Here is an 18726-nt window from a genome sequence, read left to right on the forward strand (position 1 = left end):
CAGGGCGGAGGGGTTCTGGTTCCTCATCCGCGATCGGGATACCAGGTTCACCGCGATGTTCGACGAAGTCTTCACGGCCGCGGGCATCGGCATTCTCAAGAGTCCACCTCGGGCTCCGCGGGCCGACGTGTTCGCCGAACGCCGGATCGGCGGCCTGCGCCGAGAACTCCTCGATCGGATCCTTATCGTCAACGCCCGCCATTTACGGCGCGTGCTGGCTCCCTACGAGACCTACTTCAATGAGCATCGCCCGCATCGCTCCTTCGGCCAGGCCGCTCCGCTGCGAGCCCTTCCCGACCCGGCCGAGGACCATATCGAGGTCATCCGGCGTGACCGCCTCGGCGGCCTGATCCACGAATACGTGCAGGTCGCATAGGGCGACCGAGTTCTTGGCACCCACAGGGCGTCATGAAGGCCGTCGCCCGGCCCCGAGGTCTCGGAGACCCGGCAACAGCGCGCCTGCCGATAATTGCATCCAGCCAGGTCATGGCCATTTGGCGGCTTTGCGTGGCGTACGCGAGCTCCGCCCACCAGGCGAGGCAAGCGCGCGCGGCATGAGCCTTCACCAGTTGGCTGGTCAGCGCGTCACCGGGTGTCAGCCAGTGAGGTAGCCGCCGGAGGCGTCGATGTCCGTGCCGAGGACGGCGGTCGCGTCGTCGGACGACAGCCACATCACCACCCGAGCCATCTCCTGTGGTCGTACGATCCGCTTGATCGGGTAGTCCTGCGCGATCTGCTCGTACGTCACCCCGAACGCCTTTGCCGCCCGCTCCAGCATCGGCGTGTCCACGGCACCTGGGGCCAGCGCGTTGATTCGGATGTTCTTGTCTGCGTACTCCAGTGCGGCCACCTTGGTCAGCGACGCCACCGCGTGCTTGCTCGCGTTGTAGGGCGAGATCGTCGCGAAGCCGACCTCGGCCGAGATGGAGGCGGTGTTGACGATGATTCCTGCGCCCTGTCGGAGCATGTGCGGGATCTCGTACTTCATCGCCAGGAACACCCCGGCCGCGTTCGTGCGCCAGACCTGCTCGAAGTCGCTCAGCGTCTGCTCGTGCAGCGCCGCGGCGGTGGGGCTCTCGATGCCGGCGTTGTTGAAGGCGATGTCGACCCGCCCGTACCGGCGTACGCACTCGCTCACGAACGCCCGCACCTCGTCCTCCTTCGACACGTCAGCCCGCATGTACGTGGCCTCCCCGCCGAACCGCCTGATCTCCCGCTCGTGCCGCCGGCCGAGCTCCTCTCGCCGCCCGCAGAAGAACACGTGCGCGCCCTGCCTGGCCATCTCGTACGCGGTGGCCTGTCCGATGCCCGACGTCGCGCCGGTGATGAGCACCACCTTGCCGGCGAAGCGCCCGCGGCGGTCGGCCATCCCCGTGGAAGGGGCGGGCGGGTTCTGCGTGTTGGCCGAGGCGGGCGCGGCGGCGGCCACGGCCCCGGCGGCCAGCGCCACCGCGCCCCTGGCGCCCCTCGTGAGGATCGCCCGCCTCGACGGCTGCAGCTGGGGTCGTTCGGTCATGATGTCTCTCCACTTGGTGAGCTGGGATCGATCATCATGGTCATCGGCAGGCCGATTCTCGTCCAATACCTATGGCTATAACCGTCGGCTATGGCCTTTTACATGTCGAGCGGGCAGTTCTGGAGTGTGTACGGACGCGGTGATCGGCCTCCTGGACGACCATGCGGCGCTCGCGGCGCGACCGGCTGATGTCGTCGTGTACCACCCCAAGCCTCTCGGCGGGCCCTACGTCGCGGAGAAACTCGGCGTCCCGGCGTTCGCCGGTCTGCTGATCCCTCTGTACGCGCCAACGTCCGCCTTCCCCTCTCCCATCTTCCCGGTCCGGCCGCCAGGCCCGCTCAACCGGGCGACTCGCGGGTCGCCGCCGCGGGAGCTCGGGGTGTCGATCGTGCCGGAGTCGGTGGCCCGCCTCCGCTGCGGCGACGTCGTTTTCCGGCCGCTGTCACCACTGACCCGCGTGGTGACCCTGGACCTGACCTGGCGCACCGGCGACTCCAACCCGGTCGTCCATAACTTTCGCGCTTTGTTCCCTCCACCCCCGGCTCCTGCGTGAGGGCTTGCAGAGAAAACCCCTGGCTCTTCGAAACTCGACGTCCCGTTCCCAAGGAATCGTCGATGCCATGCCCGCCACAGTCGCCTGACGGCACAACACCCACGCCCAGTGACATGCCGCTTCAGCGTGCCCGCAGGCGTTTCCGTGGCTCACAGCCCCTGTGGCGCTTTCCGACCCACCGTGCACGGCCAGGTCTGCGAGCGTAGTCCGGCCTGAGGGCCGGGGCGGGTCGCGGCAAGGGCTGACGGAGCAGGTCGAGGAAGAGGCGGGCGAGCGGACCGGCTGCTTCGAGCACGTCACCCCTTAGGCATCTACTCCGGCCTTTACATGGCTTTTCGGGGTTCGTTGATTATGTGTTGACCCGTACCTTGTTGATCCACTTCTTGGAGCGTCGTGAAGCTGAAAACTGTTCTGACCGCGGCGACCGTGGTCGCCTGCCTGTCCGTGCTCACACCGCCGGCAGTCGCGAGCCCCGCCCTGCCCGATCCCGCCCCCGGCGGGCCGCAGCGTTCCTACGAGCCCGACATCGAGGGCACGAAGAACATCGATTCGCTGTCGGTGACTGCGACCCGCGGGGCCGGCCGAAGCGTGACGATAGCCTTCGACCGGCGCAGTCGGGCCGAGACGGGGGAGGTTCCGGCCGGGGCGCGGCGGTTCGTGTTCCTGTTCGACCGGTCGGTGAGCTTCAACCCCGGTGCCTTTCCAGCCTGTGCGCGTACCGTGATCGAGAAGCAGGGGGCGCAGGCGTGCCCGGCGGGGTCGCGGATCGGCGGCGGGCTCGGAGAGTCCGCGGACGGGCAGTCGCAGGAGGTGCTGGCCTTCAACACGCGGGTGGGGCCGTTGCCCGGGGTACTGGTGGTGCTGCCCGCCTCCGAGGTGATCCTGGAGCAGACCTTGGAGCGGGTCTCCGACCCGTACCGCAAGGACTACCGGTGGGTACTGGACGAGATCCTGCCGCCCACGTCCGTGCCGCCGCAGGACCGCGCGGGCACCATCCGGTTCCAGCTCTCCTTCGGCGCCACCCGCCAGTACCAGGGCCGCACGGTCGGCTTCGCCGAAACTACGGCCGAGTCGGGCGACACGCTGACCTTCGGCCTGTGGAGTGAGTTCGTCACTGGCCAGGTCGTCCTGCCCACCGCCCGGACGCCGCTCGTGGCCGGTGCGGAGGGCGGGCGATAAGCCGTGCCGTCCCGGCGATCGGCCGTGGCCGAGGCCGCCGGGATGGCGCCGGCCGCCGCCGTGCCAGCTACCCGGCCCGCCGCCACCGAATCGGCGGAGCCGACACCCGCACCCCCCGGTTGCTGGCCACCATGGACGACGCCCGTCCATTAAGGAAAGGTGTCTCGGGCCGAAACACCTGGACGCGCGTTCGATTCACGTTGCCCGGCGTTGAGCACTGTGGTGACCTTGAGCGCCCAATTGTTCCTGTTGAACAGCCCCGCGTCGTCCACCCAGGCGATCATCGGCCGACCCTGGCCATCCAGGGTCATGGCCATGCCTGCGCCCAGGCCGTGCGGGCACGGCTGGTGCGGTGTAGCCGTGCTCGCGGCACCAGGCGAGCCAGGACAGTACGGCGGCGCGGCGGGCGTTCTAAGTGTTGACCACCGCGCCGCCCCACAGGGCTTCCAGGGCCTCGCCGATCTCGTCGTCGGCCACTGCCGCGAGCGGGCGGTACTCGCCGAGCCAGAACGCGATCTTGCCGACACCGGCGGCGTAGGCGCGCACGGTGTTGGGGTTGGGCAGGATGTCGAGGACGGCGTCGGCCGCAGCGCGGACCGTCAGGCGCTGGGCGGCCGACAGCGGCGTCACGGCGGGCACGGCGTCCTCCTTGCCGCAGATGACAGGACGCTTCACGCAACGGCTCGCATCTGTTACCGCAGGCCGCGATCAGCGATTCGACCGGTGCCATCTCATATTCGGAGGGCTTGTATTCCTCCTTCTGCCACCGGTTGGCGGGGCGCTGTGTGGCTCGGAGGGCGGCGTAGTTGTCCCAGTCGGTGGCGAGGGTGGTGGCTCGTTCAGCGGCGAAGCGGGGGTGGCAGCCGACGAGGTCGGCCAGGACAGGGGCGGGGATTTCTCGGAGGAGTTGGTTGAAGGCAGCGGTGCGGCTGGCTTGTGCGATGCCAATGCCTCTGAGCCGTTTGCGTAGCTGGTTGGTGGTGATCGGGCGGTTGGGGCGTTGGCCGGGGAACAGCCAGGGCGAGGAGGGGTTGGCTGCTGTTCCCATGTTGCGGCGCTGGGTGATGAGGGTTGTGATCAGGTAGTCGAGAGGTTCGGGCAGCGGTAGTTCTTCCTCAGCGATCTGGAGTAGCACTTGATCACCGGAGACGGTCATGTCGCTGGTCTTGAGTTGCGTGATGCGGGTGGCCGGCTGGGCGTAGAGGAGCACGGTGGGCGCCGAGCCCGAGCTCCCACGCGGCCAGCACTGGGGCACAGAGCACCGATTGCGTGAGGTAGGCCGACAGGGAGTCTCGGCGTCCGGGCGGAGCTCGCGGCGGTGCCGCCGTTGCCCACGCAGGTGTTGTTGTCCGCATCGAGCGCCCTGGGAATCTCCGAGTCCGCCACACGAGCGGCACTGAACCGGATGGTGCACCGCTCTCTTCTCGCCCGCCACAAGCACGGCCGCACCAGCGCCTTCCAACTGACGGACGAGGGGAGGGCACTGCTACGGCGAGGCCGAGAGCGGATGTTCTCGCCGACACCGTTCGACCATCCCGAAGGCATCTGGACCGTGTTGAGCTGCCCCGTCCCCGAAAGCCTGCGAAACCTGCGCTACCAACTGCAGGGTCGACTGATGTGGGCCGGATTCGGTGCCGTCCACCCCAACGTATGGGTTGCCCCCGGACGTGTAGACGTCGAGGAACTGCTCCGCAACCTTCCCACTCCGGAGGTGTTGGGACTCGTGCAGGCCTTTCACGGCACGCCCGCCGCGCCGAGCCAGCCCGAGCAACTGGTGCGCAAAGCCTGGGATGTCAACGCGCTGCGCTCAGGTCACCTGAGCTTCCTCGCTCGATGGGAAGGCGCGGAGCCACCTGCTGTGGGCGCCCTACCCCAGCTTCTGCTGCTGCACGCCGACTGGGGCCTCCTCCTTCGCGCCGACCCCGGCCTGCCCCCCGCGTACCTCGATGAAGACTGGCCCGCGCAGCGCTCCACACGCACGTTCCAGCGGCTTGACACGCGCCTTGGCCCGTCCGCCGAAAAGCAGCTGAACGCGCTCGTAGCCGAGACGGCGAGACGTTGACCTGTGGTTTCCCCGTCAGGCTGTCGCTGACACAAGCAGGCATGTTGAGATGCCGGCGGCGAGCAGCGGGCAGTAAGCGCCACGACCGCCTCGCATTGCACCCATCGCCGAACACTGCGCCGCCGCGCTGCGGTAGCCGACCCGTCGGCTGAGCCAGGCCCGGCCGCACAACCCTCACGGCGCCCTGGAGCGACAGGATGCCGTCAGATGCTGGGCTGACGCCGCCCAGGCCCACAGGGCCGGGCAGGCACGCACGATCACATCAATGTCATATCTGTGGCCACCGGCCGCAAGGGCCGCCAGCCGCTGCCGTCCAGCTTGGCCAGCTCCGCCTCGACATCCACAGTGATCACGCCGAAGAAGTTGATGTTCTCGCTGTGCGCCGGGGAGATGTGGGTCAGCAGCTCGTCCGGGACGTCCCGGCGAGCCGCACGCAACTGCCGTACAGCCAGCGAGTAATACTCGGTGGTCCAGGTAATGACAGAGTTGGTCAAAACGGTCAGACGCCACGCCTGGTCAGTCTGATCGGCCAGGGCCGGCTTGGTGATGGCACCCTGGTGGGCGTAGTGCAGGTCGCGGCGCAGCGCGTGCAGGCTCTCGCCCTTGTTCAGCTGGTCGACCGGCCTCGGGGGGACGATCGCGCCGTTCTGCGACGCGATCTTCATGGGCGGACGCGGCGACCATCGCGGACCCGCATGTGCGGATCGGCGTCGTCGTAGGCGACGGCGGCGCGGCCATCTGGCCGATGGCCATGGGACCCGCCCTGGCCAAGCGCTACCTGCTCACTGGCGATCCCGTCACCGCATCGGAGGCCGCCCACCTGGGCATTGTCACGCACGTGTGCTCCCTCGGCGAGGTGCTGCCCGAGGCGACCGCGTTCGCCCAGCGCCTGGCCGCAAGCGCTCCCCTGGCCGCCGGCCGGGCCTGAGGTGTGGGTCGTGTGCCGGGAGTTGATTTCGGCCAGGAGCGTGTTCGCGTTCCTGGCCGAACACCGGCGAGTGCTGTTCCGCCGCAAGCGTTCGAGGACATGTACGCGCCGGTGAAGGGGCGTCCATCGGTGCCGCCGGGTCTGCTGGCCACGGTGGCGGCGCTGCGGTTCGACCTGCGCTGGAAGGCCGCCTGCGGGCTTGGCCTGTATGACAAGGGATTGGATCCGTCGCTGTTTACATATTTCCGGCGTGGGCTGGCCCGCTCGTCGGATCCGGACCGGATCTTCCAGGCCGTACGCACCGTGGTGGAGCAGACTGGGGTACTGGCGGGCCGGACTCGGCGGGCGCTGGATTCGGCGGTGCTGCTGGATGCGGTCGCCACCCAGGACACCATCACCCAGCTGGTCGCTGCCATCCGCCGGGTGGCCTACCAGGTACCCGGCGCGACCGCGCTCCTGGCGGCACACTGTCACGCCCACGACTACGCCGACCCGGGCAAGCCGAAGATCGCCTGGGACGACGAGGGGGCCAAGAACGCCCTGGTCAATGGCCTGGTCACTGATGCGCTCACCCTGCTGGACCACCTGGCCGGCCAGGACCTCGACGAGCCGGCCGAACACGCGGTCGGCCTGCCGGCCCTGATCGCCGGCCAAGACGTCGAACCCGCCGACGGCACCGACGGACGGTGGCGGATCGCCAGCCGCACCGCACCCGACCGGATCATCTCCACCGTCGCCCCGCAACATCCACAAAAGCGGTCAGCACCGTGACGACGGCTACAAGGCTCACCTGGCGGTCACCGCCGTCGCGTTACGCCCCGGTGCTGGAGCCGCCCATCACGAGGCCGGACACCGGCTGCTGATCAAACCGCCCGCGCTCAAGCCCACCGTGGCCGGCGGATTCACCCTCGACGACTTCGTCATCGACACGAGCGCCGGCACCGTCACCTGCCCCCGCCGGGCACACCGTCCCGCTCGCCGACCCGGCAGGCCTCCACCAGCAGCGCCACGCCACCTTCACCGGCCGGTGCGCCGCTTGCCCCCTGCATGATCGCTGCACCACCGCCAAGACCGGCCCCCGTGATGACCATCCGCCCGCACCACGATCTACAACCCGCAGCCCGCCACCAAGCCGCCACCGACCCCGCCTGGCAGGACGACTACCGTCGCCGGCGGCCCATGGTGGAGCGCGCCGTGGCCTGGCTGGTCGCCCGCGGCAACCGCCGTCTGCCCTACCGCGGCAGCCACGCCAACGACCGCTGGCTCCACCACCGCGCCACCGCCCTCAATCTCCGCCGCCTGGTCAAGCTCGGACCCAGTCGCCTCCGCGAACTGGGGCGACGCGGGACCACGGTCAATCTGGTCTGTCCGGGACGAGGTGTTGCAGGCTCAGTAATATTGTTTTTCGATCACCTGCGGTGTCGCGGGAGTTTCGTTGTTTTCCAGAGAGTTCCTTTCCTCGGCGGTGATGAGGTTGAGGTCCTGCATGATGGCGATCGAGCGTCGCCAGTAGCGGCGAGCGTCGGTGGTTCTGCCCGCGTTGTGGAGGGCACGCCCCAGCCCCCAGAGGATGTCGGCTCGCCGGAACTCGCTGATGGGGCCCGCTTCCCGGTGAAGGTCGAGAGCCTCCTGGTAAAGGGCGATGGCTTGCCCCGATTGTCCGGCCAGGCGGTGCGCCTCGGCGAGGTGAGCGACAGAAAGGCCAAGATAGGCTGAGATGTTGGCCTCTTTGTAGATCTCGATTGTGCGTGTGTGGGCGGCGATGGCCGAATCGAACTGCCCCGTTCGCTGGTAGGCCAGCCCCAGGTGTGTGAGGACCGTCGCCGGGGTCAGGCAGTTGCCCGCCTCGCCGACATGGGCGAGGGCACGCAGGTGATAGGAGATGGCTGCCTCATAGCGGCCCGCGCTCCTGTGGGCGACCCCGATGTAGTCGAGCAGCGCCGCTTCGCGGCTGGTGTTCCCGGCCCGGCGGAAGGCGGTCCGGGACCTGTGCAGATGACGGATGGCGTGGTCGGGGCGTCCTGTGTAGATGTGAGCCCAGCCGAGATCGCCGTGCGCAACGGCCAGGTGGAGTGGGTCGTTGGTGTGCTTGGCGGCCACCAGCGCCAGCTCACTGAGGCGGAACTGCTTGAGGTAGAGGCCATGTTCGTGCAGCAGGACGGCGAGCATCGCCGCCAGGCCCACCACCTCGTCCGCCACGGGCGTGCGTACCGCCTGCTCCATGGCCGCCAGGATGATGTCCACCTCGGCGGCGATCCACGCCCTGGTCTCCTGGCTCGTCTCCAAGCTCACATCCGGGTGCGTCAGGTCGGACGGCCCAATCTCCAGCCGCCACGTGCTGCCCCTGTTCAGCTTCCGGCTGATCGTGCGGACGGTGGCCAGGTAGTGACGCAGGAGCCGGCGGAGGGCGAGGTGCCGTACCTGCAGGCTCTCCTCTTCTTCGGCGCGCTCGCGGGCGAACAGACGCAGCAGGTCGTGCAACCGGTAGCGGTTAGGGACGTAGTTGTCCACCAGTTGCGCATCGACCAGGTGATCGAGCAGATACTGCGCTCGTTCCTCGGGGAGATCGGCCAGCGCGGCCGCGGCGGACAGGCTGACATCAGGCCCGTCGAGCATGCCCAGCATCCGGAACATCCGCGCCGCGGCCCGGCCCCGCAGATCCCCGTGCAGATCCTGGTAGCTGGTCTGGAAGCTGGCCCGTACCGCCCGATCGTCGACACGCAACTCGTCCAACCGCCGCCGGCTGTTCTCCAGCCGGTTGACCAGGATCGCCAGCGACCAGGCCGGCCGAGCCCGCAATCGTGCCGCCGCCAGGCTCAATGCCAGGGGCAGACCACCGCACAGCCGTATCACCTCGACCGCCTCAGCGGGCTCGGCGGCGACCGTCGTCTCTCCCACCATGGCACGCAGCAGGTCGAGGGCCTCTCCGCCAGACAGCACATCCAGCGCAATCTGTACGGCGCCCTCGAAGGAGGTGAGCTTGCGTCGACTGGTGATCAGCACCGCGCACCCGGGGCTACCGGGAAGCAGCGGCCGAACCTGCGCGACGTCGCGCGCATTGTCCAAGACGACGAGTATGCGCTTGCCGTAGGTCAGCGAACGGAAGCGGCCCGCGGCCTCCTCCAGCGTCGCGGGTATGGCCGAGTCGGCCACGCCGAGCGAGCGCAGGAAGCGGCGTACGGCCTCCATCGGCTTCACTGAGCCGGTTTCCGGCGTATGGCCGTGCAGGTCGATGTACAGCTGGCCATCGGGAAAGTCGCCGGCGACGGCATGCGCGATGCGCAGAGCCAGCGACGACTTCCCGACCCCACCGAGCCCGCTGATCTGGCAGATCCGCAGCCCGTCCGATCGGTCCCCGCTGAGCATCTCGTACGCGCGCGCCAACTCGGCCGATCGCCCCGTGAAGGAGACCGGGCCGGCAGGCAGCTCCGCGGGCACCGGCGGGAGCGGTACGCGTTGCTGCTCCGCTGCCGGGCGGCCATGACGCACGAGAACGGTAGCAGACTCACCGGCCGATACGGTGAGGTCGTCATCCTCCAAGATGCGCTGGTGCAGCTGCTGCAGCTCGCTCCCGGGATCGATCCCCAGCTCCTCGACCAGTCGCCCGCGCAGGTCACGGTAGGCGGCCAGCGCGGCTGCCCGTCTGCCGTCCTGGCACAGCGCCACCATCATGAGCTTGACCAGCCGCTCCCGCAGCGGATGCTCGCTGATGAGCAAGGCCAGCTCGGCGACGGCCTCCCGATGCCGCCCCAGCCGCAGGTCGATCGCAATGCGCTGCTCGACCGTGCTCAGCCGCTCTTCCTCCAATGTCGCGCCGTACGTGTCGCGCAGCCAAGCACCCGCCACATCGGCCAGGAACGGCCCCTGACATAGGCCCAGCGCCTGTCGTAGCAGCTCGCTCGCCGTGGCAGGATCGCTCGCGTGCGCGGACGCCACCAGGTCCCGAAAGCGCAGCAGGTCCACCCGCGCCGGGTCGAGGCTCAGCCGGTATCCCGGCGGGGAGGTGGACAACTCGACGTCGGACATCTGAGCGAGCAGCCGTCGGAGCCTGGATATGTATCCCTGAACGGCGTTGCGCGCCGAGGGCGGAGACTCCCGCTCCCAGACCGCCCTCATCAACCGATCGAGAGGAACCGTCCGACCCATGTTGAGTAACAGCATCGCCAGCACCGAGCGCTGATGCGGAGTGGCGGGCCCGACGAACGTGTCACGCGCCCAGATCCCAACCGGCCCCAGCAGGCGGAACTCTACGTCGTCCAGCTGGCGCGTCTGTGGGAATCGGCTGTCAGACGCCGCCATACCCTCGCACGCCGCACGGCTCCAGGGCGGGCTCTTCACAGCTCATGACGATCATTGTAGTGCTCGCTGCGTGCATAGATCGTCACATATGTGGCGGCGCATGCCGCACTACGTGGACACATGTGATCTTCAACGACAGGACTGCCCGCTTAAAGATGATCTTTCGGTCGATTTTACGGATGGTCGGCTTGGCTGGTCCCGCTCTTGATCGTCTACGTGAGGAGAGTCGTGGAAGTCCGACGACAAGGCCTCGGGGTGTCGCGGCCGCAGGCGTTGCATACCTCGCTGACGGCGGCCTCCGCCCTGGCGGCGACCTCGACGGGCGCGACGCCGGCACGGGCAGGCGCGGAGGTGGCCCAGGCGGCCCCGGCATCGGCGCAGGCCGATGCGGTGACCGCGGGTCCGCGTGGTCAGTTCGCCCGGAAAGTGGAGGTAGTCGGCTACACCGATATGGATCACCGGCCGGCCTTCAAGATGGCGATCCGCCGTGTGGGGGAGCGGTGGTACCTGTACACCGGTCACTTTTGGGACTCGGGCTGGAGTGTCGTGGACGTCACCGATGCGCGGCGGCCGGAGGTGGTGGCGTTCGTGCCAGGGCCGAAGGACACCTGGACGCTGCAGGTGGATCTGCACGGCGACATCATGGTGACCCCCTGGAGCAGATCTTCCCCAATTTCGGCGGCGACCCGGACGCGGCCTTCGAGGAGGGCCTCTACATCTGGGACATCAAAGACCCCGTACGCCCCCGCAGGCTCGGCCACTACACGACCGGCGGCACCGGGACGCACCGCAACCTCTATCCGGGCGGCCGCTACGTGCATGTGGCGGCGGGCGTGAAGGGATTCCGCGGCAACATCTACACCATCGTCGACATCGAGCACCCGGCCCAGGGAGGTGGGGCGCTGGTGGGTGCCGGGACAGCGGGACGGTGAGGAGGGCACGCCCGCGCCCGAGCTGCCGCACCCGCACGGCTTCTGCTGCGCGAACGGCGCGGACGTGTCCCTGCACGGGCCCCCGTACGTCACCGGCGACCTGGCCTACCTGCCCTACGGCGCGGCCGGGCTGGTCGGTGCTGGACATCTCTGACGTGACCGAGCCGAAGCCGGTCGGCGGGCTGAACTTCAGTCCGCCCTTTCACTCCCGCTTCGGGGTGCACGGCGTGCTCCCGATCCCGGACAGGAGGATCGCGTTCGCGAACTCCGAGAACGTGTCCTACGGCAAGGGCGCCGCCCCGCACGCCTCCATCGTGGACATCTCCGACCCGGCCAACCCCTGGCTGCTGTCCCTGCTGCCGACGCCCGAACCACCACCCGGAGCGCCGTACCCGGACTTCTCGAGCAGGGGCGGCTGGAGCGGTCCGCACAACATCAACCACCACCAGCACCACCCCGACGTGCAGAAACAGGGCGACCTGTTCTATGTCGCGCACTTCAACGCCGGCCTGCGGATCTATGACGTCTCCAACACCCGCCTGCCGCGCGAGGTCGGCTACTTCGTGCCCCCGGACCCCGTCCGCAGGTACGGCCCGATGCCCGAGGGGGAGTTGGTGGCCCAGACGGAGGACGTCGTGGTGGACACCCGCGGCAACATCTACATCTCCGACAAGAACCAGGGCATCCACATCTTGCGCTACACCGGCTGACGCAACCGCACCCGCACCTGCCCGGCCCGGCCGCGCATGAGTGGTCCAGCCGGATTCAGCATCGTTTCAGCGCTCTGCTCCACGATGGTCCGCCATCACGCCAGCACGACCTCGTCCAGGCAAGCGCTGGAACACCGGCGCCACGCGCAAGGCCCGCTCGGCGTGTATCCCGTTCCACGCCCATGGCCTGACGCGGGTCAGGAAGGAATTCATCTTCATGAGACACCCGCAAGCCGCGGCGCTCGTAGCCTTCACCACGGTGGTGATGAGCCTCAGCGGCTGCAGCGCGCAGGACATCGCCGAGTCCGTCGCTGCCCGGCAGGCGCCGAAGGCGGATGCGTCGGCGGCGGAACCGCAACAGCGACCCGCGACGGAAACGCTACATGAAACCGAGCCCCCATCGCGACCAGTCAAACGGAGCACGACGAAGGCGGGCACCCGGCTGCGGGTCGGGCAGCAGGCGATCCTGCCGTACCGCAACGGGTCGATCAAAATCACCGTGACAGCCGTCGAGAAGGGCCCCAAGCGACGTTCGAACGCAGGTTCGGTTCCCGGGCCAAGGGCATCGTGCCGTACTTCATCCGCTACACCGTCAAGAATGTGGACGGCGGCGACATGTCGTTCACCTCCGCGCCGTACCTACAGCCGCTCACCGCCACTAGCGGCCCGACAGGCGCCATCGCCACGGGTGGCATGGACGGCTGCGAAAGAAAGTCTGAACCCGGCCGGGTTTGATGGACAGCTGCCTACTTGGTTTCTGCTGTCGTGATGGGGTTGTGGTTGTGACGGTAGTAGATGGTTTCGAACTCCGCTGGCGGCTGGTGGCCGCAGGCGGTGTGCAACCTTCGGTGGTTGTACCAGTCGAGGTATTCCAGCGTCGCCAGCTCCACGGTGTCGAGTCCGGTCCAGGGGCCGTGGCGACGGATCAGCTCTGCCTTGAAGATGCCGTTGAAGGACTCGGCGAGTGCGTTGTCGTAGGAATCGCCGCGGCTTCCCACCGAGCTGAGGGCGCCGGCCTGGGCCAGGCGCTCGGTGTAGCGGATGGACAGGTATTGAACGCCGCGGTCGGAGTGATGCACCAGTTGCGACAGGTCAGCGTCGCCAGTCGGGTTGTGGTTGCGGCGGCGCCAGATGGCCATTCCCAGGGCGTCCAAGGCCAGGTCGGTGCGCAGGTGGGTGGCCAGCTGCCAGCCGACGATCATGCGTGGGTACACGTCGATGATGAACGCCGCGTACACCCAGCCGCTCCAGGTGCGGATGTAGGTCAGATCCGCTACCCATAACCGGTTCGGCGCCACAGCATGGAAGTCACGGCCGACCAGGTCCTCTGGCCGATGTGCATGCTGGTCGGAGAGGGTGGTGCAGGTGGGCTTGCCGCGCACCAGCCCATGGATGCCCAGCTGGCGCATCAGCCGGCGCATGGTGCAGCGCGCCACCTGATGGCCGTCGCGGCGCAGTTGGTGATACATCTTGCCGACGCCGTAGCAGCGGTAGTTGTCCTGGAACAGGCGCGTGATCTCGGCTTTGAGCTGCTGGTCGCGGACGGCGCGGGCGGAAGGCGGCCGGGACCGGGCGGCGTAGTAGGTCGATGGCGGATGCTGCAGCACCCGGCATATCGGCTCGACGCCGAACTTCTCGCGGTGGGCGTCGATGAAGGCGTTCATCTGGGCGGGCGTGGGTCGAGTTGGCTCGCGAAAAAAGCCGAAGTTGCCTTGAGGATCTCGTTGGCCCGGCGCAGCTCGCGCACCTCGCGCTCCAGCTCGGCGATCCGCTGCGCGTCCTCCGTCGTCGTGCCTGGCCGTTGCCCGGCGTCGACCTCAGCTTGGCGCACCCAGCTGCGCAGCGATTCGGATCCGACACCGAGTTGGCGCGCCACCCGAGTGATCACTCCGTGGGACTTGCCGGACTGCTGGATCGCTTCCTGCACCATCCGGACCGCACGCTGCTTCAGCTCTGGCGGGTACCAACGCTGGGAGGGATGCGAAGAAGATCGACCGGCCATGGGCTCCATCCTTTCCAACCGCAGGAGCCTCCATCAATGCCGGACGGGTCCACGACCAGTGGTTTCCTGCCGCTGCGTTCGATCTGGCTTCGAAGCACTTGCGTGGCCCCGTGCGGGGTGGTGATGGTGGCCGCGTATATGCGGGCCATCTTCGCCACCGACGAGCGGTGCTTGCTGGCCAGAGTCTTCAACAGCGAGGTCTCCATGACCCAACCGAGCCGGTGGAGACGATGGACGTTCCCGGCCAGCAGGTAGTACTGGACGATGCCCCGCCACTCGGCCCCGTTGGTATTGACGATGGTGTGGTCGTCTTCGTTGATCAGACGGGGCCTGCTCTCGGTTTTGCCGCGAGACAGGTAGGCGGTCTTCCTAGCCTTGATCACCGATGCCGGCACCTTGAGGCTGACGACGCCATTGGCGCTGCGCCGGCCGCGAGTGACCTTGCGATCGTTGTGCAGCACGATGATCTCATAGCTGAGGAAACGCGCCGCCTGGGTTCGGGCGTGCGTGATCAGTGTCTTGTCCGCCGACAGCTCCAGCGCGAGTTCGTCGCGCAGAAACGCGGTCAGGCGCTGTTTGATCTCCTCGGCTTCGGCCTTGGGTCCGGTGAACCCGAGCAGGATGTCGTCGCAGTACCGGACGTAGCGCAGCCGCCGGAAGCCGGGATCTCGGGGATCCCCGCTGGGCATGCTCCACAACTGCTTGCGCAACTCCCGCGCCGTGGCGTGGTCTCCGCGCTTGTGCGCCCGCTCTCTGGCGGCGCGCACCCTGGCATAGGCGGTGTCCTGCCTGCGGATCCGCTCTCGGGTGCAGTGCGGGATCAGAACCTTCTCGACGAAGTCGTCCAGCAGGAGCCGTACCACTTCGTCGACGAGCTTGTCCGACCACGGCGGAAGACCCAAGGGTCTGGTTGTCTTGCCGTTCTTCTTCGGGATGTGGATCCGCTTGACTGGGCTCAACCGATACCGCTCGTACCACAGCGCCTCGATCTTGCCGATCGACATGCCGTCCACGGTCTCCCCAGAGGCCCCGGGCGTCATCGCTCCCTTGTCGGCGTAGATGCGCCCGTAGGCCAGCAGATACAACTGCGGGTTGAACAACTGCCGATATAACTCCTTCAACGGCAGGCCACGCCTGCCGCGCTCGCGCAGGACACCCAGCACCGTTTCGGCGCTCTGCATTACGCATACCTCCCGACCCTGAGGTGTCCGATCACCTGGCCCCCTTCGCCCTGCGTCCGGCTCTCCCGGACTCCTTGGCCGGTCGTGACTCCGACGACTACTACGAGGCCTCCGTCGCCATAGAACTCGCGTCCCGTAGGCGATCCCATGTTCGTCCTGGCCGTACGTGACAGCGTGAGGTAGGCGTCCCACTCAACTCCTTCAATGCCCTCACTGGGCATCGCTCCGTGCTCGGAAAGTGCCCAGGTCATGGCACTAAACCCGGGCAGAGCGCGGCGTCGGCTTCGGGCGTCGATTTCCGACGGATGCGACCTTCCATCAACTGGAGATTGGGATTCAGGCAATCCAGCTTTCGCCATATCACGCGGGTCCCACGACGCGCCGTCTCCAACGCCTGAGCACGACCGCCGCTTCAATGACATGCTGCTGTCCCCTTCACCTTTCGGATCCAGGTAAGCCATCGGACCCAGGAACCTCCTTCCAATTCCTCCCGGCTGAGCCGGGGATACGACCAGGCGCCTCATGGCGCACTGCCACCGGTCGCTGACCTGCACCGCATCCGGCAAAGCGCGTCGGATCGCCTCGCCGTAGGCGCCCGATCCGTCGCGGCAGACGATCTCGACTCCGGGGTGGCATCGCAGCCAGGCTTCCAGGACGTCGGCACCGCGGCCGGGCAGCACGTCGATCCGCTCGCCGGTCTCGGCGTCGGTGAGGACGGTGGCGGCGCTTGAGAGCGAAGTTATCGACACCCAGCACGCGCGGGATCCGCAGCGGTGGCCGCGGCAGCCGCATGAGCAGGCGCAGTGCCGTGGACCTGCTCACGAAACGTCTGCCGACCACATTCCCATGCCGGGCAGAGCAGACGCCGTCCCTGTAGCGACACCACCACCCGCCGCCCGTCGACCGGGACATCCGTGACCGTTCGGCTGGCGTAGCCGTGCACCCGACCGGTCAGCGCCCCACACACCGGGCATGGCGCCGGCTCGTCGCGAGTACGGGCCATGACCCGAATGAGGTCGTCCTCGTCTTCTACTGCCTCGGTGACCAGGGCAGACAGTCCCGCAAACACCACACTGGTAAGATCGTCGATCTTCAGCACGGCCCAGCCTGGCAGGCATCACGCCGCGCATCACCGATTACGGGCCAGTGCCGTTAAGTTGACACTCCCCATGTCAGGCGGAGCGCGAGCCCATAGAGCAACCCCGGGTTGCTCAGGTCTTACGAGGTCGCCGCTACCAGGGCTAGAAACATATAAGGTCACCCACTGTGCTCAGTTTGAACCAGTCGTTTTGCCCATGCCCGACTCTCGCGGTGGCGCAAGCCCCGGCTCGTGGTTTCGTACTCCACTTGCATTCCACCCATGTTCCGGTGCCCGCGCTGTTTTTGTAGTTGTTCTGGCAACGCCATATAGAACCGCCGCCGTTCTGCCTGTGCTGGCCAAGCTTGAAATAGCCGCTGGCCTTCTTGCTCTGTACGTAGGTTGCGTTCCGGTCGCTCCGATAGCACATCACCGCGTCTGAGATGTCGTTTTGGGGTCCAAAGCAGCGCATATTTCTGCCGTTGCCTCCAGAGAAGACCCGGCTATGGCTGACCTGCGTACCGACCTTCCAGTACGTAGAGGCAGCGCTCGCTTGGGACGCGAGTCCGACCGAGAAACCGGCGGCAAGGGCTATCGCCACCGAGCTTGATAGCAGGTATCTTCCGGTGAGTCGCATTTCGTATCCTTCCTTGCACGCTTTGAGATTCAGCTTAGAATTGGCCGCTGAAAGGCCAGTTAAATGCCACTGAAATGGCGCCGGTCAGGCGCTTGGGCCGATGTAGCGCAGCACGTAGATGCCTTGGTTCTTGTCGGAGATGTAGATATAGCCGCGCCGGTCCACGGCCACGTCCTCTGTCTGGGCCACCAGGCTGCCTTCCGGCATCGGCCCGTACCTGCGGGTGGGTCGGGCGGCACGAAGTAGCCGACCTCACGCGGAGGCGGGTGTTGGAGACGTCGTACACCTGCAGCCCGGCGTTGAAGTGCGCGACGTAGAACAGGTCGCCCTCCCGCTGCACGTCGGGATGGTGCTGATGGTGGTTGATTGATGCCAGAAACTCGGTGATGGGGTTGACGTGTGGTTCGCTGCTGGTGTTTAGGTTGAGCATGATCGCTGTCCATGGCGTTGCGTCTGCTTTATCTGATCTTCGTCCGTCTCGCGGGTTGGTTGGTGCTCCCGGGCCGCTCGCAGAGGTCGAAGGAGGTGGAGATCCTTGTCCTGCGTCATCAGCTGGCGGTGTTGCGTCGGCAGGTGGCCAGGCCGCGGCCGTCATGGGCTGATCGGGCGCTGATCAGCGGGCTATCGCGACTGCTGTCTCCAACTGGTCGTCTGCGGTTGTTCGTGACGCCAGGCACGCTGTTGCGATGGCACGCTGATCTGGTAAGGCGCCGGTGGACATTCAAGTGCCACAGCCAGGGCCGGCCTCGCACACGTCCTTGAATCCGGGTCCTGGTTCTTCGCCTGGCCCGGGAGAATCCGCTGTGGGGGTATCGGCGGATCACCGGAGAACTCGCCGGTCTGGGCCACCGGGTTGGCGCCTCCACTGTGTGGCTCATCTTGAACAAGGCCGGCATCTACCCCGCACCGCGACGCACGGGACCGGCTTGGGGTGAGTTCCTGCGCGTTCAAGCCTCAGGGATCTTGGCGTGCGACTTCTTCCACTGTGACACCGTGCTATTCCAACGTCTGTACTGCCTGGTCATCATGGAGATCTCCACGCGTCAGGTGAAGTTCATCTCCATGTTCGACGAGGTGTTCACCAGCGAGGGCCTCCGCATCCTCCAGACGCCACCACGGACCCCGCAGGCGAACGCATTCGCCGAACGCTGGATCGGCGGTCTACGCCGAGAGCTCCTTGACCGGATCCTCATCGTCAACGCCCGGCACCTGCGGCGCGTGCTGGCCGAGTACGAGACGCACGTCAACGAGCATCGGCCACACCGCTCTTTAGGCCACGCCACTCCGCTACGCGCTCTTCCCGACCCTGCCGAGGCCGATATCAAGGTCATCCGACGTGATCGCCTCGGCGGCCTGATCCATGAATACGCGCAGGTCGCATAGGGCGGCCGAGTTTCTGGCACCCACAAGCTGATTGGTCTGACGGTGACCCCGGTACTGTGCCCGACACCAGGACAGCCTGACAGCCTCACAGCGCGCTGCGCAGCTCAGGGCCCGGACTGCGGTCGGTCCGTCCGGGCCCTGACCGAGGTACCGGCAGCACTGCGCCCACTGGGGAGCAATGCTTGAGATCTGTGGATCACTGGGAAGGGGTGTACCGTCCCGGTGATCATGTGAATCCACAAGCATGACCGACGCGCCAACGTCGG

General features: G+C 67.2%; 15 protein-coding genes and 3 pseudogenes. 10 read left to right on the forward strand and 8 right to left on the reverse strand.

Annotated features, from left to right (window positions below; translation table 11 throughout):
• The first annotated feature begins 55 nt into the window (after positions 1-55).
• Positions 56-376 carry an integrase core domain-containing protein gene (locus AB0J87_RS63925; protein WP_363985772.1) on the forward strand — a complete coding sequence of 107 codons (321 nt, stop codon included), beginning with the start codon at positions 56-58 and terminating at the stop codon, positions 374-376.
• Between the two features lie 219 nt (positions 377-595).
• On the opposite strand, the gene AB0J87_RS63930 is transcribed toward AB0J87_RS63925, so the two are convergent.
• Complete coding sequence (locus AB0J87_RS63930; protein ID WP_363985774.1) at positions 596-1516, reverse strand: SDR family oxidoreductase; 921 nt, start codon at positions 1514-1516, stop codon at positions 596-598.
• A gap of 139 nt (positions 1517-1655) precedes the next feature.
• On the opposite strand from AB0J87_RS63930, the gene AB0J87_RS63935 reads away from it, so the two are divergent.
• Together AB0J87_RS63935 and AB0J87_RS63940 are read left to right on the forward strand one after the other, a co-directional pair.
• Positions 1656-2069, forward strand: coding sequence for a hypothetical protein (locus AB0J87_RS63935; RefSeq protein ID WP_363985776.1), 414 nt, complete (start codon positions 1656-1658; stop codon positions 2067-2069).
• Positions 2070-2462: 393 nt separating this feature from the next.
• Entirely contained in the window at positions 2463-3248 is a 786-nt protein-coding gene (locus AB0J87_RS63940) for a hypothetical protein (protein ID WP_363985778.1), read from the forward strand.
• A gap of 149 nt (positions 3249-3397) precedes the next feature.
• Here the strand turns inward: AB0J87_RS63940 and AB0J87_RS63945 are convergent, their stop codons facing one another.
• Entirely contained in the window at positions 3398-3565 is a 168-nt protein-coding gene (locus tag AB0J87_RS63945) for a hypothetical protein (protein ID WP_363985780.1), read from the reverse strand.
• Between the two features lie 94 nt (positions 3566-3659).
• Positions 3660-3923, reverse strand: coding sequence for a hypothetical protein (locus AB0J87_RS63950; protein ID WP_363985782.1), 264 nt, complete (start codon positions 3921-3923; stop codon positions 3660-3662).
• A 652-nt stretch (positions 3924-4575) separates the two neighbouring features.
• On the opposite strand from AB0J87_RS63950, the gene AB0J87_RS63955 reads away from it, so the two are divergent.
• The gene (locus tag AB0J87_RS63955) at positions 4576-5310 is read left to right on the forward strand and encodes a PaaX family transcriptional regulator C-terminal domain-containing protein (RefSeq protein ID WP_363985784.1); all 735 of its coding nucleotides are present in this window, start codon (positions 4576-4578) and stop codon (positions 5308-5310) included.
• Between the two features lie 257 nt (positions 5311-5567).
• On the opposite strand, the gene AB0J87_RS63960 is transcribed toward AB0J87_RS63955, so the two are convergent.
• A complete protein-coding gene (locus AB0J87_RS63960; protein WP_363985786.1) occupies positions 5568-5975 on the reverse strand; it encodes a Tn3 family transposase in 408 nt (135 codons plus the stop codon).
• A gap of 14 nt (positions 5976-5989) precedes the next feature.
• Between AB0J87_RS63960 and AB0J87_RS63965 the strand changes: the two are divergent.
• Positions 5990-6238 (forward strand): annotated as a pseudogene (locus AB0J87_RS63965) (enoyl-CoA hydratase/isomerase family protein); the annotation flags it as partial.
• A gap of 1 nt (position 6239) precedes the next feature.
• Positions 6240-7552: pseudogene (locus AB0J87_RS63970) on the forward strand (transposase); the annotation flags it as partial.
• Between the two features lie 75 nt (positions 7553-7627).
• Here AB0J87_RS63970 and AB0J87_RS63975 read toward each other — a convergent pair.
• On the reverse strand, positions 7628-10537 hold the full coding sequence (locus AB0J87_RS63975) for a BTAD domain-containing putative transcriptional regulator (RefSeq protein ID WP_363985788.1): 2910 nt from the start codon (positions 10535-10537) through the stop codon (positions 7628-7630).
• Between the two features lie 524 nt (positions 10538-11061).
• Between AB0J87_RS63975 and AB0J87_RS63980 the strand changes: the two genes are divergently transcribed.
• Genes AB0J87_RS63980 through AB0J87_RS63990 form a run of 3 tightly spaced genes read left to right on the forward strand, consistent with a single transcriptional unit; the run spans position 11062 to position 12179 of the window.
• On the forward strand, positions 11062-11469 hold the full coding sequence (locus AB0J87_RS63980; RefSeq protein WP_363985790.1) for a hypothetical protein: 408 nt from the start codon (positions 11062-11064) through the stop codon (positions 11467-11469).
• Positions 11447-11623: a hypothetical protein gene (locus AB0J87_RS63985; protein ID WP_363985792.1), complete on the forward strand. Its 177-nt coding sequence runs from the start codon at positions 11447-11449 to the stop codon at positions 11621-11623. Before AB0J87_RS63980 ends, AB0J87_RS63985 begins: the two co-directional genes overlap by 23 nt.
• 1 nt (position 11624) lies before the next feature.
• Complete coding sequence (locus AB0J87_RS63990) at positions 11625-12179, forward strand: hypothetical protein (protein ID WP_363985794.1); 555 nt, start codon at positions 11625-11627, stop codon at positions 12177-12179.
• A 746-nt stretch (positions 12180-12925) separates the two neighbouring features.
• On the opposite strand, the gene AB0J87_RS63995 is transcribed toward AB0J87_RS63990, so the two are convergent.
• The 3 genes and pseudogenes from AB0J87_RS63995 to AB0J87_RS64005 all read right to left on the reverse strand — a co-directional run.
• A protein-coding gene (locus AB0J87_RS63995; RefSeq protein WP_363985796.1) for an IS3 family transposase occupies positions 12926-14181 on the reverse strand; the annotation gives its coding sequence in 2 pieces (ribosomal slippage) (positions 12926-13875 and positions 13875-14181; 1257 coding nt in all).
• A complete protein-coding gene (locus AB0J87_RS64000; protein WP_363985798.1) occupies positions 14127-15362 on the reverse strand; it encodes a group II intron reverse transcriptase/maturase in 1236 nt (411 codons plus the stop codon). The genes AB0J87_RS63995 and AB0J87_RS64000 overlap by 55 nt, the downstream gene beginning before the upstream one ends.
• 533 nt (positions 15363-15895) lie before the next feature.
• A pseudogene (locus AB0J87_RS64005) lies at positions 15896-16431 on the reverse strand (transposase); the annotation flags it as partial.
• 1672 nt (positions 16432-18103) lie between these two features.
• Here AB0J87_RS64005 and AB0J87_RS64010 point away from each other — a divergent pair.
• On the forward strand, positions 18104-18460 hold the full coding sequence (locus AB0J87_RS64010; RefSeq protein WP_363985800.1) for an integrase core domain-containing protein: 357 nt from the start codon (positions 18104-18106) through the stop codon (positions 18458-18460).
• The last annotated feature ends 266 nt before the right edge of the window (positions 18461-18726 follow it).

Source organism: Nonomuraea sp. NPDC049625 (assembly GCF_040675285.1).
Classification (GTDB): domain Bacteria; phylum Actinomycetota; class Actinomycetes; order Streptosporangiales; family Streptosporangiaceae; genus Nonomuraea; species Nonomuraea angiospora_A.